Source organism: Curtobacterium citreum (assembly GCF_006715175.1).
GTDB classification, from domain to species: domain Bacteria; phylum Actinomycetota; class Actinomycetes; order Actinomycetales; family Microbacteriaceae; genus Curtobacterium; species Curtobacterium citreum.
The window spans coordinates 1,442,237-1,456,842 of sequence record NZ_VFMQ01000001.1 but is presented as its reverse complement, the minus strand read 5'-3'; the positions used below and the strand labels follow the sequence as shown (position 1 = coordinate 1,456,842).

Annotated in this window: 6 protein-coding genes and 2 rRNA genes; 1 reads left to right on the top strand and 7 read right to left on the bottom strand. The window is 67.5% G+C overall.

Annotation, left to right across the window (positions count from 1 at the left end; genetic code table 11):
* Positions 1 to 5: 5 nt before the first annotated feature.
* Both FB462_RS06975 and FB462_RS06970 read right to left on the bottom strand, forming a co-directional pair.
* Complete coding sequence (locus FB462_RS06975) at positions 6 to 995, bottom strand: ABC transporter permease (protein ID WP_114850769.1); 990 nt, start codon at positions 993 to 995, stop codon at positions 6 to 8.
* 28 nt (positions 996 to 1,023) lie between these two features.
* On the bottom strand, positions 1,024 to 2,712 hold the full coding sequence (locus tag FB462_RS06970) for an ABC transporter substrate-binding protein (protein ID WP_141860946.1): 1,689 nt from the start codon (positions 2,710 to 2,712) through the stop codon (positions 1,024 to 1,026).
* 106 nt (positions 2,713 to 2,818) lie between these two features.
* Between FB462_RS06970 and FB462_RS06965 the strand changes: the two genes are divergently transcribed.
* Positions 2,819 to 5,353 carry a glycoside hydrolase family 2 protein gene (locus FB462_RS06965; protein WP_141860944.1) on the top strand — a complete coding sequence of 845 codons (2,535 nt, stop codon included), beginning with the start codon at positions 2,819 to 2,821 and terminating at the stop codon, positions 5,351 to 5,353.
* Between the two features lie 52 nt (positions 5,354 to 5,405).
* Here FB462_RS06965 and FB462_RS06960 read toward each other — a convergent pair whose 3' ends face one another.
* The 5 genes from FB462_RS06960 to FB462_RS06940 all read right to left on the bottom strand — a co-directional run bounded on the left by FB462_RS06960 (position 5,406) and on the right by FB462_RS06940 (position 14,337).
* Positions 5,406 to 7,559: an alpha-galactosidase gene (locus FB462_RS06960; RefSeq protein ID WP_141860942.1), complete on the bottom strand. Its 2,154-nt coding sequence runs from the start codon at positions 7,557 to 7,559 to the stop codon at positions 5,406 to 5,408.
* Complete coding sequence (locus tag FB462_RS06955) at positions 7,556 to 9,571, bottom strand: beta-galactosidase (protein WP_229666983.1); 2,016 nt, start codon at positions 9,569 to 9,571, stop codon at positions 7,556 to 7,558. The genes FB462_RS06960 and FB462_RS06955 overlap by 4 nt, the downstream gene beginning before the upstream one ends.
* Before the next feature lie 89 nt (positions 9,572 to 9,660).
* Positions 9,661 to 10,824, bottom strand: coding sequence for an ROK family transcriptional regulator (locus FB462_RS06950; protein ID WP_141860940.1), 1,164 nt, complete (start codon positions 10,822 to 10,824; stop codon positions 9,661 to 9,663).
* A 129-nt stretch (positions 10,825 to 10,953) separates the two neighbouring features.
* A 5S ribosomal RNA gene (gene rrf / locus FB462_RS06945) occupies positions 10,954 to 11,070 on the bottom strand.
* 138 nt (positions 11,071 to 11,208) lie between these two features.
* A 23S ribosomal RNA gene (locus FB462_RS06940) occupies positions 11,209 to 14,337 on the bottom strand.
* Positions 14,338 to 14,606: the final 269 nt, after the last annotated feature.

The window sequence follows — 14,606 nt, the reverse complement described above, 5'->3', positions numbered from 1 at the left end:
TCCTCCTAGCTCCGGGCCCGGGTGCGCGGGTCGATGAGCCCGTACAGCAGGTCGACGACGAGGTTCGCGCCGAGCACGGCGAGGGTGATGAACAGGAAGATGCCCTGCATGAGCGCGTAGTCGTTGTTGGTGACCGCCGACAGGAGCTTCGAGCCGATGCCCGGGTACGAGAAGACCTGTTCGGTGACGACCGACCCGGACACGATGAACCCGAGCGAGATCGCGAACCCGGCGACCGAGGGCAGCACGGCGTTCCGCGCCGCGTAGTTGCGGAGCACCTTGCCCGGCGGCAGTCCCTTCGCGAGCGCCGTCGTGATGTAGTCCTCGGACAGCGTCGACACCATCATGTTCCGCATGCCGAGCAGCCAGCCGCCGAGCGAGGCGAGCACGATCGTCGCCGCGGGGAGCACGCCGTACTCGAGCGCCGACATGAGGAACGGGCCGTTGAACCCGGGGTCGAGGACGACGTCGTAGCCGCCCTGCGCCGGGAACAGGTGGAGCCCGGTGGCGAACAGGTAGACCAGGATGAGCGCGAGCCAGAAGTAGGGCACCGCGGCGAGCAGCGTGGTGGCCGGCACGAACGAGTCGAGCCAGGTGCCGGGCTTCCAGCCGACGAAGGCGCCGAGCGCGACACCGATCACGGCGGCCAGGACCGTGGCGATCCCGACCAGGGCGATGGTCCACGGCAGCGAGCTCCCGATGACCTCGGTGACGGGTGCCGGGAAGTAGCTCACCGACACCCCGAGGTCACCGCGGAACACGTTGCCGAGGTACTGCCCGTACTGCACGATGAGCGGCTGCGAGGAGTCGCCACCGAGGAGCAGCTGGTACGCCTCCCTGGTCTCCGGGGTGATCTGTCCGCCGCGCTGCTGGAGCTTGGCGAGCAGGATGTCCACGGGGTTCCCGGGCAGGAGCCGGGGGATGATGAAGTTCAGCGTCAAGGCCGCCCACAAGGCGACGACGTAGAAGCCGATCTTGCGCAGGAAGTACTGCATACGAGTGCTCCTCGGTCGCGGTCCGCCGTCAGCCCTTGACGGGCTTCAGGGCCTTGAACACCTCGGCGTTGTCCGGGCTGGCCCAGATCGCCGGGAAGGCGTACAGGTCGTCCTGGGTCGGCCAGCCGGTGAACTTCGCGGTGTGCACCTCGCTCGTCGTGCCACCGGTCAGGATCGGGATGTACGGCATGTCCTCGACGAGGTGCTGCTGGATCGTGTCGAGTTCGGGCTGGGTCGCTGCCTTGTCCTCGGGGTTGATCGCCTTGAGCTTCGCGAGCGCCGCGTCGACGTCCGGGTTGCTGTAGCGGGACAGGTTCGTCGCGGCGGCCTCGCCGACCTTCGCGGTGTTCGACGTCGCGAGGTTGTTGTTGTACAGGTAGTACGGGTTCGCCGTCGGGCCCTGACCGAGCGAGTCGATCGCGAGCTGGAACTGGCCCTTGGTCTTCTTGTCGGTCCACTCGTTCCACGACGACTGCTGCGCCTTGAGCTCGATGCCGGCGGCCTTGAGCTGCTGGGTCATCGTGTCGATGGCGGTGATGTAGTCGGTCCAGCCGGTGACGACCTCGACGGTCAACGACAGCTTCTGCCCGTCCTTGGCGTAGATGCCGTCCGAGCCCTTCTTCCACCCGGCGCCCTCGAGCGTCGAGGCGGCCGCGTCGGTGTCGGGCGAGTTCGGCATCACGGCCGGCGACACGTCCTTCGAGATCATGTCCTTCTGCGTGGTGGTGAGGGCGAACGTCGGCGAGATGTCGCTCGCGGTGTTCGCGAACGCCAGCGAGTTGAGCTGCTTGCGGTTGATCGCGTCGGCGACGGCGTGCCGGACGGCGGGGTCGGTCTGCGGTCCGGAGCACCCGAGGTCGGTGTTCGCGCAGGTGATCAGGGCCATCTGGTTCTGCCCGATCGTGATGCCGTCGTAGCCCGGGTAGTTGCCCGCGATGTCGTCCATGTTCGGCACGGGGCCGGTCTGCCAGTCGATCGAGCCCTGCTTGAGCGCGTCGGCACCGGCGGTGTTGCCGGAGAGCGACAGGTAGCGGACGGTCTTCACGGCCGGGGCGCCGCCCCAGTAGTCCTTGTTCGCCGTGAGGGTGAACGCCTGCGCCTTGAAGTTGCCGAGCGTGTACGGGCCGGTGCCGACGGGCTCGCGCATGACGTCGGTGGCCGGGTCGATGCCCTTCCACAGGTGCTCGGGCACGATCCAGGTCTTGCCGAGCAGGTTCGGGCCGAGCACGAACGACGGCTCGTCGAACGACACGACGACCTTCGCGTCGCCCTCGGCCTTCGCGGTGCCGGTGTAGCCGATCGAGTTGAGCGACTTGTCCTGCTTGAGCATGTCGAGCGTGAACACGACGTCCTTCGCCGTGAAGGGCTCGCCGTCGCTCCACTCCACGCCGTCACGGAGCTCGATGGTGAGCTGCGTGCCGTCGGCGTTCCACTCGTAGCTCTTGCCGAGGAGCGGCTTCGGGTCCGCCGTGTTCACGTTCGTGATGAAGAACAGGCTCTCGTAGATGGTGCCGATGCCGCCGATGTTCGACGGCGACCACGGGTTGAAGTTGATCTGGTAGTCGCCGGACTGTCCGGTGTAGGCGACGAGGGTGCTCGCGGAGTCGGACGACGCCGCGGTCCCGCTCGAGCTGCAGCCGGTCAGGGCGAGCCCGGCGGTGGTGACGATGGCCGCGGCTGCGATGGCGAGCCGCCGTGAACGGTTGAGTACTGACATCGTTGTCCTCTCGGTCTGCTCCGTCGCAGTCCAGTTCGTTGACGGCGATTGTTACACGGCTAAACTAACCCGGTCAAGCACCAGCACGACGATCTGAGGAGGCGCGATGGAGCGCATGACACTGGACGGCCCCTGGACCCTCGAGGCGGTGGCCGGACCGGCGGAGTCCGAGCCGTTCCGCTCCCCCGTGGAGGCGGTGGTGCCGGGGTGCGTGCACACCGACCTCCTCCGCGCGGGACGGATCCCGGACCCGTTCGACGGGGACGGCGAGGCGGCGACCCAGTGGATCGGCGACACCGTGTGGCGCTACCGCCGGACCTTCACCTGGGACGACGACCGCGCCGCGCACCCGGGCGGCACGGACACCGTGGCGCGGCACGACCTGGTGGCCGAGGGGCTCGACACCCTCGCCACGATCGAGCTGAACGGCCTGGTCGTCGGCACGACCGCGAACCAGCACCGTTCGTACCGCTTCCCCGTGGCGCACCTCCTGCGACCGGGCGACAACGAGCTGGTGGTCACGTTGGACGCACCGGTCCCGGCCGCCGTCCGGCTGTCGGAGCAGCACGGCGGCGAACTCCCCCACGTCAACCACCACCCCTACAACGCGCTCCGCAAGAACGCGTCGAACTTCGGGTGGGACTGGGGCGTCGACGTCGCGACGAGCGGCATCTGGCGCTCGATCGGCATCGAGTCGTGGACCGGCGTGCGGATCGCGAGCGTCCGCCCCCTGGTCGACGTGGACGGCACCACCGGCGTCCTCACCGCGCACGTCGACGTCGAGCACGCCGGCACCGGCGGCGGGTTCCGTCAGCACATCGGCTCCGCCCCGCAGGTCACGGGCTCCGCGAGCACCGGCCTGGAGGCACGGGTCACCGTCTCCGGACACGGCACGTCCGTCACGGGGTCTGGTCGCGTGACCGGCGGTCGCGCCGGCGGGTCCGCTGCGGTCCGCCTCGAGCTGCCCGACGTCGCGGTCTGGTGGCCGCGCGGCCACGGCGAGCAGCCGCTGTACGACGTCCGGGTCGAGGTCGGCGACGACGTCTGGACCGGCCGCGTCGGCTTCCGGACGGTCACGCTCGACACCGCCGCCGACGCCGACGGTGCCCCGTTCCTGCTCCGGGTGAACGACGAGCCCGTGATCGTGCGCGGCGCGAACTGGATCCCGGACCACGCGTACCTGACCGAGATGACCCCCGAGCGGTACGCCGAGCGGATCGACGACGCGATCGACGCGAACGTCAACCTGCTCCGGGTCTGGGGCGGCGGGATCTACGAGTCCGACGACTTCTACGAGCGCTGCGACGAGCTCGGCGTGCTCGTCTGGCAGGACTTCCTGTTCGCCTGCGCGGCTTACGCCGAGGAGCCCTGGCTCGCCGACGAGGTCGAACCCGAGGTCCGCGAGGCCGTGACCCGACTCAGCCCGCACCCGTCGCTCGTCGTGTGGAACGGCAACAACGAGAACCTCGTCGCCTACGCGGAGTGGGGTTGGCGGCCGTCGCTCGTCGGGCGGACCTGGGGCAACGGGTACTACCGGTCCCTGCTGCCCGCGGTCGTCGCCGAGCTCGACCCGACCCGGCCGTACACGCCCGGGTCGCCGTTCTCGTTCGACGAGTACCTGCACCCGAACGACGATCGCAACGGCACCGTGCACATCTGGGACGTCTGGAACACGAAGGACTACACCGCGTACACGGACTGGCGCCCCCGGTTCGTCGCCGAGTTCGGGTACCAGGGGCCGCCCGCCTGGTCGACGCTCAGCGCCGTCGTGCACGACGAGCCCCTCGACCCGGACGGCCACGAGATGCTCGTGCACCAGAAGGCGCACGAGGGCAACCGGAAGCTCGCCGACGGCATGCGGGGGCACATCCCCGAGCCTCGGAGCATCGAGGACTGGCACTGGGCGGCGCAGCTGAACCAGGCGCACGCGATCCGGTTCGGCATGGACTGGTTCCGGTCACGCACGCCCGACAACACGGGCATGGTCGTCTGGCAGCTGAACGACGACTGGCCCGTGGTCTCGTGGGCGCTCGTCGACCACGCCGGGCACCGGAAGCCGGTCTGGTACGCGGTGCGGCAGGCCTACCGGCCGGTCCTCGCCACCGTGCAGCCGTCGGAGGACGGCACCGGGACCGAGGTCGTCGTCGTCAACGCGGGTGCCGGTGCGATCACCGACGACCTCGTCGTCGAACGGCGGTCGTTCGACGGCACGGTCCTCGCGTCGACGAGCACGTCCGTGACGGTCGCCCCGGCCGACGCGGTCCGGGTGCCGCTGCCGGTCGAGGTCGCCCGGTCGGCGGACCCGGCCGGCGAGGTCCTCGTCGTCACCGGCACCTCCTCCGGTCGGCGGGTGCACGACCTTGCCGAGGTGGTGGACCAGCGTCTCGGGCGTCGACCGTTCACGACCGAGGTGGAACGGACCGACGACGGCGCCCGGGTCACGGTGACGGCGACCGGCTACGTCCGCGACCTGTCGCTCTTCCCGGACCGGCTCGCGCCGACCGCCCGGGTCGACGACGGCCTGGTGTCCCTACTGCCCGGCGAGCACGTCGTGTTCACCGTGACCCGCGCAGCCGGCATCGACGCCGACGCGCTCGTCGGGCCGCTCGTCCTCCGGCACGCCGGCGACCTGCTGCACTGACGTGGAACGACGAACGGGGCCGCGCTCGTGCGCGGCCCCGTTCGTCGTCCCGTCAGACCGCCTGCGCCTCGAGCACGAGCGCGGTGCCGGGCGCGAGCGACGGCAGGCGCACCCCGAGGTCCTCGAGCACCGCTCCGGGCAGCTCGACGCTCCCCCGCTCGAGCCACGGCGTCGGGGTGACGTCGACACCCTTCGGCACGCGCAGGCCGGTCACCGGTGCCACCCGGTAGCGCCGCGCCCGGTCGAGCCCGCGGAAGCGCAGCGGCACCGCGAGCGCCCGCGGTCCGGTCTCGGTCCGGACGATCCGCGCGAGCGCACGGTCCTGGTCGGCGCCGACGACGACGGTCGTCACGAGTCCCGCGTCGCCGAGGTCCACGTGGTGCACCCGCCCGGAGTGGAGCAGCCCGCGTTCCCGCTTGTACAGCGCGGTCCACTCCCGCAGCCGGTCACGTTCGGCGGGCGTGCAGCGGGTGACGTCGGTCTCGATGCCGGCGCTGCCGAACAGCGACACCGCCATCCGGAAGTCCAGGTCCAGGTGCCGATCGGTGGTGTGGGAGACCTCCGGACCGACGTGCGACCCGATCAGCTCGAGCGGCAGCAGCAACTCGGTCCACCGCTGGATCGCCAGCCGCTCCATCGCGTCGTTCGAGTCCGAGGCCCACACCCGGTCGGTCCGTTCGAGCACGCCGAGGTCGACCCGGGCGCCGCCGGACGCGCAGGACTCGACCTCCAGCCACGGGTGTCGTCGGCGCAGTTCGTCCATCACCGCGTACACGCCACGGGTGTGGGCACCGAGACCGACCCGTCCGGCGTGCACGGTCTGCACGACGTCCCGGTTCTGGTCCCACTTCACGAAGTCGACGTGGTACTCCTCGATCACCTCGGACATCTGGTCGAGCACGTGCTCGCGGACCGCGGGGTTCGCGAAGTCGAGCGTGTACTCGTGCCGCCACGTCCGAGCCTGGTCGGGGTCCTGCAGGAACCAGTCCGGGTGCGCCTCGGCCAGCGCGGAGACCGGGCTGACGCACTCCGGCTCGAACCAGAGCCCGAAGTCCATCCCGAGCGCACGCACCCCGTCGACGAGCGGGCCGAGCCCGTCCGGCCAGACCTCGGCGTCGACCGTCCAGTCACCGAGCGCCGTCGTGTCGGACCGCCGGCCGGTGAACCACCCGTCGTCGAGCACGAACCGCTCGGCCCCGACGTCGGCCGCCGCGCGGGCGAGCTCGAGCAGCGGTTCCAGCTCCTGCCGGTAGTAGACCGCCTCCCACGTGTTGAGGACGACCGGGCGTGACGTGACCGGGTGCCCTGGCCGCGCGCGCAACGAGTCGTGTAGCCGGGCCGACAGCCCGTCGAGCCCCGTGTCGCTCCACACGAACACCGTCTCGGGAGCCGTGAACACGTCCTGCGGTCGGAGGACGACCTCGCCGGACCGCAACAGTTCCCCTGCGCCGAGCAGGGTCCGTGCCTCCGCCAACCGGTCGATGCGGTGCACGGTGTCCGCGCTCCACGCCGGGTGCACCGCCCACAGTTCACCGAGCGCGTCGTCGAAGCCGGCCGTGCCGAGGATCGTCAGCGTCGGGGCGTCGTGCCCCGTGCGGCCGCGACGACTCTCGCGCACGTGCACCCCGTCGGTCAGCGCCCGCCGCTGGGGCGTCCGCTCGCGCGTCCACTTCCCGGCCAGGTCGAGCACCTCGGCAGCCCGGTCACCGACCGGCAGCACGGCCTCCAGCGCGCTGAGCTCGACGTCCGCGGCGCCGGTGTTGGTGACCGACTGCCGCACCCGGAGCACACCGTGGGCGTCGAGCACGAGGACGATCGACAGCGTCAGCTCGTCGGACACCGCGTCGACGACGAGCTCGCTGACCGTCCCGCGGACGGCGACCTCGTGCCAGACCGGCACGAGCGGTCGTCCACCGACCTGCCCGGCGATCCCCGGCCGTCCCTCCCACCCGTCGTGCTCGGTGGGCAGCAGCGTCAGCGGCCACGCGGCGTCGTACGCGCTCGGTGACACCGCCCGCCCCTGCGCCGCGACGAGGTCGCCCGCATCGGTCGCCGACACCGGTCCGGTGTCCCGCCCCCAGTGCAGCACCTCGGGGAGCCCGTCCGGACGCGACGCCACCACCAGCCCGACGCCACCGCCACGCAGCACGTGCACGCTCCGCTCCGGCTGCCCGGCCCGGGCGAGGTCGCGCTCGACGACGGTCATGCGGTCGCCGCCTCGAGCAGCACGCGGACGCCGCCCGCGGGCACGACGGTCTCCGGGCCCTGCCCGGAGCCGTCGAGCAGGTCCGTGCCGGACGCGACGACCGTGACGTCGTCGTCGCGGTGGTTGATGAGGAACAGGACCCCGGAACCGTCGTCGCGGACGCGACGCACCGCCTCCAGGCCGGGAGGCGCGGTGACCGTCCGCGGGACCGCCCGCTCCTCGACGACCCGGTCCACGATCCGCTGCACGCCGTCCTGGTCGAGCATCGCGGAGACGTACCAGGCGCCGCCGCCGGCGGCGCGGCGGGTGACCGCCGGCCGTCCAGCGAGCGGTCCGTCGACGTGCCGGAGCACGACGTCGGCGTCCTCGACCACCAGGTCCTCGGCCCAGTCGGTGACGACCGTGCCGTCGTCGAGCCGCGCGTGCTGGTCGCGCTGCAACGGGACGAACTCCTCCGCCCAGACACCCAGCACGTCCCGGAAGGCACCCGGGTAGCCGCCGGTCAGCACCCGCGCGGTCTCGTCGACGATGCCCGAGGCGTAGGTGACGAGCAGGGTCGCGCCGCGGTCGACCACGGCGCTGATGCGTGCTGCCGAGGCCGTGTCGACGACGAACAGGGACGGCAGCACGACCACGTCGTACCCGCTCAGGTCGGCGTCGAGCGGGACCACGTCCGTGGTGACCTGCCGACGCCAGAACGCGGTGTGCCACGCCCGGACCTCGTGCCCGTAGCGCAGTCCGCGGTGCGGCTTGAGCCCGGCCTGCAGTGCCCAACCCGACGACTCATCGACGACGATCGCGACGCGGGCGGGTTCGACAGGTGCGCCCTGCACCGGGGCGAGGGCCTCGAGCGCACGGCCGAGGGCGCAGACCTCTCGCCAGACGCGGGTACGGGTGCCGGCGTGCGGGACCATCGCGGAGTGGAACTGCTCGGCACCCGCGGTCGAGGCGCGCCACTGGAAGAACAGCGCCCCGTCCGAGCCGCGTGCGACGTGCGCGAGCGAGTTCCGGACCAGCTCGCCGGGCTCCTTCGCGCGGTTGCGCTGCTGCCAGCTCGGACCGCCGGTAGAGTGCTCCATGAGCAGCCACGGCGTGCGTCCACGGGCGATGCCGCGCATCCGGTCGGCCGAGGCGGCGAGGTCCTCGGCCCGGTCCGGGTCGTCGACGAGCGTGTAGTGGTCGTTCGCGGGGATGGCGACGTGCTGCGCCCAGCGGGCGTAGTCGACCACGTGCGAGCCGGCGCCGACCATGAAGTTCGTGGTGACCGGCACGTCCGAGTGCCGCTCGATCGCGGTGCGTTCGGCCGTGTAGTGCGCCAGCAGGGCGTCCGAGGAGTACCGCTCGAAGTCGAGTGCGAGTCCCGGGTTCGGTGCGCCGCCGACCCCGCGCGGCGGCGAGACCTCGTCGAACGACGTGTAGGTGTGCCCCCAGAAGGCCGTCCCCCACGCCGCGTTCGCCGCCTCGACGTCGCCGTACCGGTCACCGAGCCAGCGCCGGAAGTCCGCTGCCGACACCTCGCAGAAGCAGCGGGCGTTGCCGCCGCCGAGCTCGTTGCTGACGTGCCACAACCGGACGGCCGGGTGTCTGCCGTAGCGTTCGGCGATCGCGTCGACGATGCGCAGGGCGTGCGCACGGAACACCGGCGAGGCAGGGCACCAACCGAGCCGGCCCCCGGGGCGTTCGCGCCGTTCGGTGGCGTCGACCGGCAGCACCTCGGGGTGGGCCGTGAGCAGCCAGTTCGGCGGAGCGGCCGTCGGCGTCGCGAGGTCGACCGCGATGCCGTTCGCGTGCAACAGGTCGAGCACCTCGTCGAGCCACGACCAGGTGTACTCCCCCGGCGACCGCTCGAGCAGCGCCCACGAGAACACCCCGACGGTGACCAGGTTGACCCCGGCCTCGCGCATCAGACGGACGTCCTCGTCCCACACCTCGCGCGGCCACTGCTCGGGGCTGAAGTCACCTCCGAACGACAGTCCCTCGGTGGGCCAGGGCACGGAACGGGCAGCGGTCACGACATCTCCTTCGACGGTGGACACGACCAGCATCCCGTCCATCGAGGACGTTTGTCAACTTGTGTAACTAAGCCCGCTCCGCCGCTCGCTCAGTAGCGAAGGGACCGCCGGATCGCCAGCACCGCGGCCGCACGCGCCCACTCGGAGAACTCGAACGGCTGGACCACGATCGGCACGGCGGCGTCGTACGGCCGGAGCCCCCGGCGGAACGCCTCGTCCACCTCGGCCCGCGCGATGTCGTAGACGGGCAACCCGTCGCCGGTCAGGACGATCGACTCCGGGTCGACGAGGGTCACGACCGATGACAGCAGCGCGCCGAGGGCCGTGCCGGCGTCCCGGAAGGCCTGGAGCGCCCGCGGTTCGCCGTCGCGCGCACGCTCGACCACCTCGTCGTAGCCGTCGTCGGCGGCACCGGCGTTCTTGACGATGATCGAGCTCGGCAGGTAGCTCGACACGCACCCGTGGTGCCCGACGCCGCAGTCGGGGCCGCCGCCGTACACCGGCAGGTGCCCGACGCGACCGAACCGCCCGTGTGACCCCTCGGAGACCTCGCCGTTCGTGACCAAGCCGAACCCGACACCCGTACCCACCGTGACGAGCGCCATGGACCGGACGCCGGCACCGGCCCCGATCCAGTGTTCCTTCGCGGTCAGCGCGTCGACGTCGTTCGACGTGAACGTCACGAGCCCGGTCGCCTCCTCGAGCAGCCCGGACAGCGCCACGTCGCGCCACCCGAGGAACTGCGAGACCTCCACGACGGTGATGCCACCACGCGAGACCACGTCACCCGGTACCGAGACGCCCAGGGCGCAGATCGCCGGCGATGCCCCACGCAGTGCGCCCACGACCTCGGCCACCTGGGCCACCAGTGCGCCCGGCGCAGTGTCCCGCAGGGCCTCCTCGTGCAGCGCGAGCACACGGCCACCCAGGTCGGTGACGGCGGCGTAGACGCGGTCAGGCGTGAGCTTCACGCCGAGGAACTCCCACGACCCGCTGCTCGCGCGCAGGAGTTCCGACGGGCGCCCGGTGGCCCCGCGGACGCCGGTGCCGAACTCGGTGACGAAGCCGTGCTCCTGCAGGGTGCGGACAGCCCGGGTGAGACTGGCACGGGAGAGCCCGAGCGCACGGGCGATCTCCGCACGTGACAGCACACCGTGCACGAGGATCTGCCGCAGCGCTGCCCGTGTGGCATCGGTGAGCACCGGCCACGCTGCTCCCGGCTCCGGCGGCGTGACCACGAGCTGATCGGTCATCGCTCTCCTTCGTCGTCGGCCGATCTTACTGCCGCGACGACGAGCCGACGGCGCCGTGTCGATCGCCCGGAAACGCAGGGAACCCCTGACCAGTCATGGTCAGGGGTTTCCTGGTGTTACCAACGTTGAGTCCGGCGGCGTCCTACTCTCCCACAAGGTCCCCCTTGCAGTACCATCGGCGCTGAGAGGCTTAGCTTCCGGGTTCGGAATGTGACCGGGCGTTTCCCTCTCGCTATGACCACCGGAACACCTTCGACTTGACCCATCGGATCAAGAAAGCTGTCCCGCGCATGCGCGGTGTTCAGTTTCATGTTCCCGATCGTCTGTCGGGAACCACAAAGTGGACGCGAGCCCCACACCACGAATGGTGTGGGTAAAAAGTGTGTTGTCAAGTCTTCGGCTTATTAGTACCGGTCAGCTCCACGGGTCGTTAGTCCCCGCTTCCACATCCGGCCTATCAACCCAGTAGTCTGCTGGGAGCCTCTCACACTCAAGGTGCATGGAAATCTCATCTCGAAGACGGCTTCCCGCTTAGATGCTTTCAGCGGTTATCCGGTCCGAACGTAGCTAATCAGCGGTGCCCTTGGCAGAACAACTGACACACCAGAGGTTCGTCCATCCCGGTCCTCTCGTACTAGGGATAGATCTTCTCAAATTTCCAACGCGCGCAGCGGATAGGGACCGAACTGTCTCACGACGTTCTAAACCCAGCTCGCGTACCGCTTTAATGGGCGAACAGCCCAACCCTTGGGACCTACTCCAGCCCCAGGATGCGACGAGCCGACATCGAGGTGCCAAACCATGCCGTCGATATGGACTCTTGGGCAAGATCAGCCTGTTATCCCCGAGGTACCTTTTATCCGTTGAGCGACAGCGCTTCCACAAGCCACTGCCGGATCACTAGTCCCGACTTTCGTCCCTGCTCGACCTGTCAGTCTCACAGTCAAGCTCCCTTGTGCACTTACACTCGCCACCTGATTGCCAACCAGGTTGAGGGAACCTTTGGGCGCCTCCGTTACTCTTTGGGAGGCAACCGCCCCAGTTAAACTACCCATCAGGCACTGTCCATGAACCCGATCAGGGTCCTACGTTAGACATCCAAAGTGACCAGAGTGGTATTTCAACAATGACTCCACGAACACTAGCGTGCCCGCTTCACAGTCTCCCACCTATCCTACACAAGCCACTCCGAACACCAATACCAAACTGTAGTAAAGGTCACGGGGTCTTTCCGTCCTGCTGCGCGTAACGAGCATCTTTACTCGTAGTGCAATTTCGCCGAGTTCGCGGTTGAGACAGCTGGGAAGTCGTTACGCCATTCGTGCAGGTCGGAACTTACCCGACAAGGAATTTCGCTACCTTAGGATGGTTATAGTTACCACCGCCGTTTACTGGGGCTTAAATTCAGAGCTTCGCCCAAAGGCTAACCCTTCCTCTTAACCTTCCAGCACCGGGCAGGCGTCAGTCCGTATACATCGTCTTGCGACTTCGCACGGACCTGTGTTTTTAGTAAACAGTCGCTTCCCACTGGTCTCTGCGGCCTTCAACGCTCAACAAAGCAAGTTCGTATCACGTGTCCGGCCCCCCTTCTCCCGAAGTTACGGGGGCATTTTGCCGAGTTCCTTAACCACGATTCTCTCGATCTCCTTGGTATTCTCTACCTGACCACCTGAGTCGGTTTCGGGTACGGGCGGCTGCAACCTCGCGTCGATGCTTTTCTCGGCAGCATAGGATCACTGATTTCCCCAAAACGGGTACGCGTCGGATCTCAGGCACACAGACGACGGATTTGCCTATCGTCAGCCCTACATCCTTACACCAGGTTCACCTTACGGATACCATCGCCTGGCTCAGCTACCTTCCTGCGTCACACCTGTTCATACGCTAGCCGCACCAGCATGGGGTCGAGCGTTAGACCGGACACCATCACCCCGAAGGGATCCGGTAAGCCCGGGTTAGGACTCTTAGCACCACTGGATTAGCTTGGGCGGTTGTTCGCCGGTACGGGAATATCAACCCGTTGTCCATCGACTACGCCTGTCGGCCTCGCCTTAGGTCCCGACTTACCCAGGGCGGATTAACCTGGCCCTGGAACCCTTGGTCTTTCGGAGGACGGGTTTCTCACCCGTCTTTCGCTACTCATGCCTGCATTCTCACTCGTGTGGCGTCCACGGCTGGATTACTCCGCCGCTTCACTCGCCACACGACGCTCTCCTACCACTCCGCACGACTGAACCACGAAGGCTAATCGGTGTGCGAAATCTACAACTTCGGCGGTGTGCTTGAGCCCCGTTACATTGTCGGCGCGGAATCACTTGACCAGTGAGCTATTACGCACTCTTTCAAGGGTGGCTGCTTCTAAGCCAACCTCCTGGTTGTCTGTGCAACTCCACATCCTTTCCCACTTAGCACACGCTTAGGGGCCTTAGTTGGTAGTCTGGGTTGTTTCCCTCTCGACGATGAAGCTTATCCCCCACCGTCTCACTGCTGCGCTCTCACTCACCGGCATTCGGAGTTTGGCTGACGTCAGTAACCTGTTGAGGCCCATCGGCCATCCAGTAGCTCTACCTCCGGCGAGAAACACGCAACGCTGCACCTAAATGCATTTCGGAGAGAACCAGCTATCACGAAGTTTGATTGGCCTTTCACCCCTATCCACAGCTCATCCCCTCCATTTTCAACTGAAGTGGGTTCGGTCCTCCACGACGTCTTACCGTCGCTTCAACCTGGCCATGGATAGATCACTTCGCTTCGGGTCTAGGACATGCGACTGTATCGCCCTATTCAGACTCGCTTTCGCTACGGCTGCCCCACACGGGTTAACCTCGCCACATATCACTAACTCGCAGGCTCATTCTTCAAAAGGCACGCCGTCACCCCTACAAGGAGGCTCCGACGGTTTGTAAGCAAACGGTTTCAGGTACTATTTCACTCCCCTCCCGGGGTACTTTTCACCTTTCCCTCACGGTACTTGTCCGCTATCGGTCATCTGGGAGTATTTAGGCTTATCAGGTGGTCCTGACAGATTCACACGGGATTTCTCGGGCCCCGTGCTACTTGGGATACACATCCGGCCATAACACCATTTCGTCTACGGGGCTGGCACCCACTACGGCCCGGCTTTCAAACCGGTTCGACTATGATGCGCTGTAACCGCCCCAGTCCGGCAGAACTGAGCGACGTGTCCCACAACCCCGACCATGCAACGCCCGCCGGCTATCACACATGATCGGTTTAGCCTCATCCGCTTTCGCTCGCCACTACTCACGGAATCACATGTTGTTTTCTCTTCCTGTGGGTACTGAGATGTTTCACTTCCCCACGTTCCCTCTACCCGCCCTATATATTCAGGCGGGAGTCACCAGGTCACAAAGCGCCTGGCGGGGTTTCCCCATTCGGAAATCCTCGGCTCACAGCTCGATTATCAGCTCCCCGAGGCTTATCGCAGATTTCTACGTCCTTCTTCGGCTCCAGATGCCAAGGCATCCACCGTTTGCTCTTAGAAACTTGACCACAAAGATTAAAAATTGCAATCCACTCACAACAACCGGCCAGACCCGAAGGCCGACCAACCATTGCAAGCGATTTCAAAGATGCTCGCGTCCACTGTGTAGTTCTCAACATACGATCGGCACCACACCCCACCGACACCAACGCATCAGCTTCATGTGGCCCACCGAAGAACCCTGACGGATCACTCCGCCGGCTCAACCCCCGGAAACCGTCCACCCTGGAACAGGGCGGCGACCGGGAAGCCTGGTCCCTCAGGACCCAACAACGTG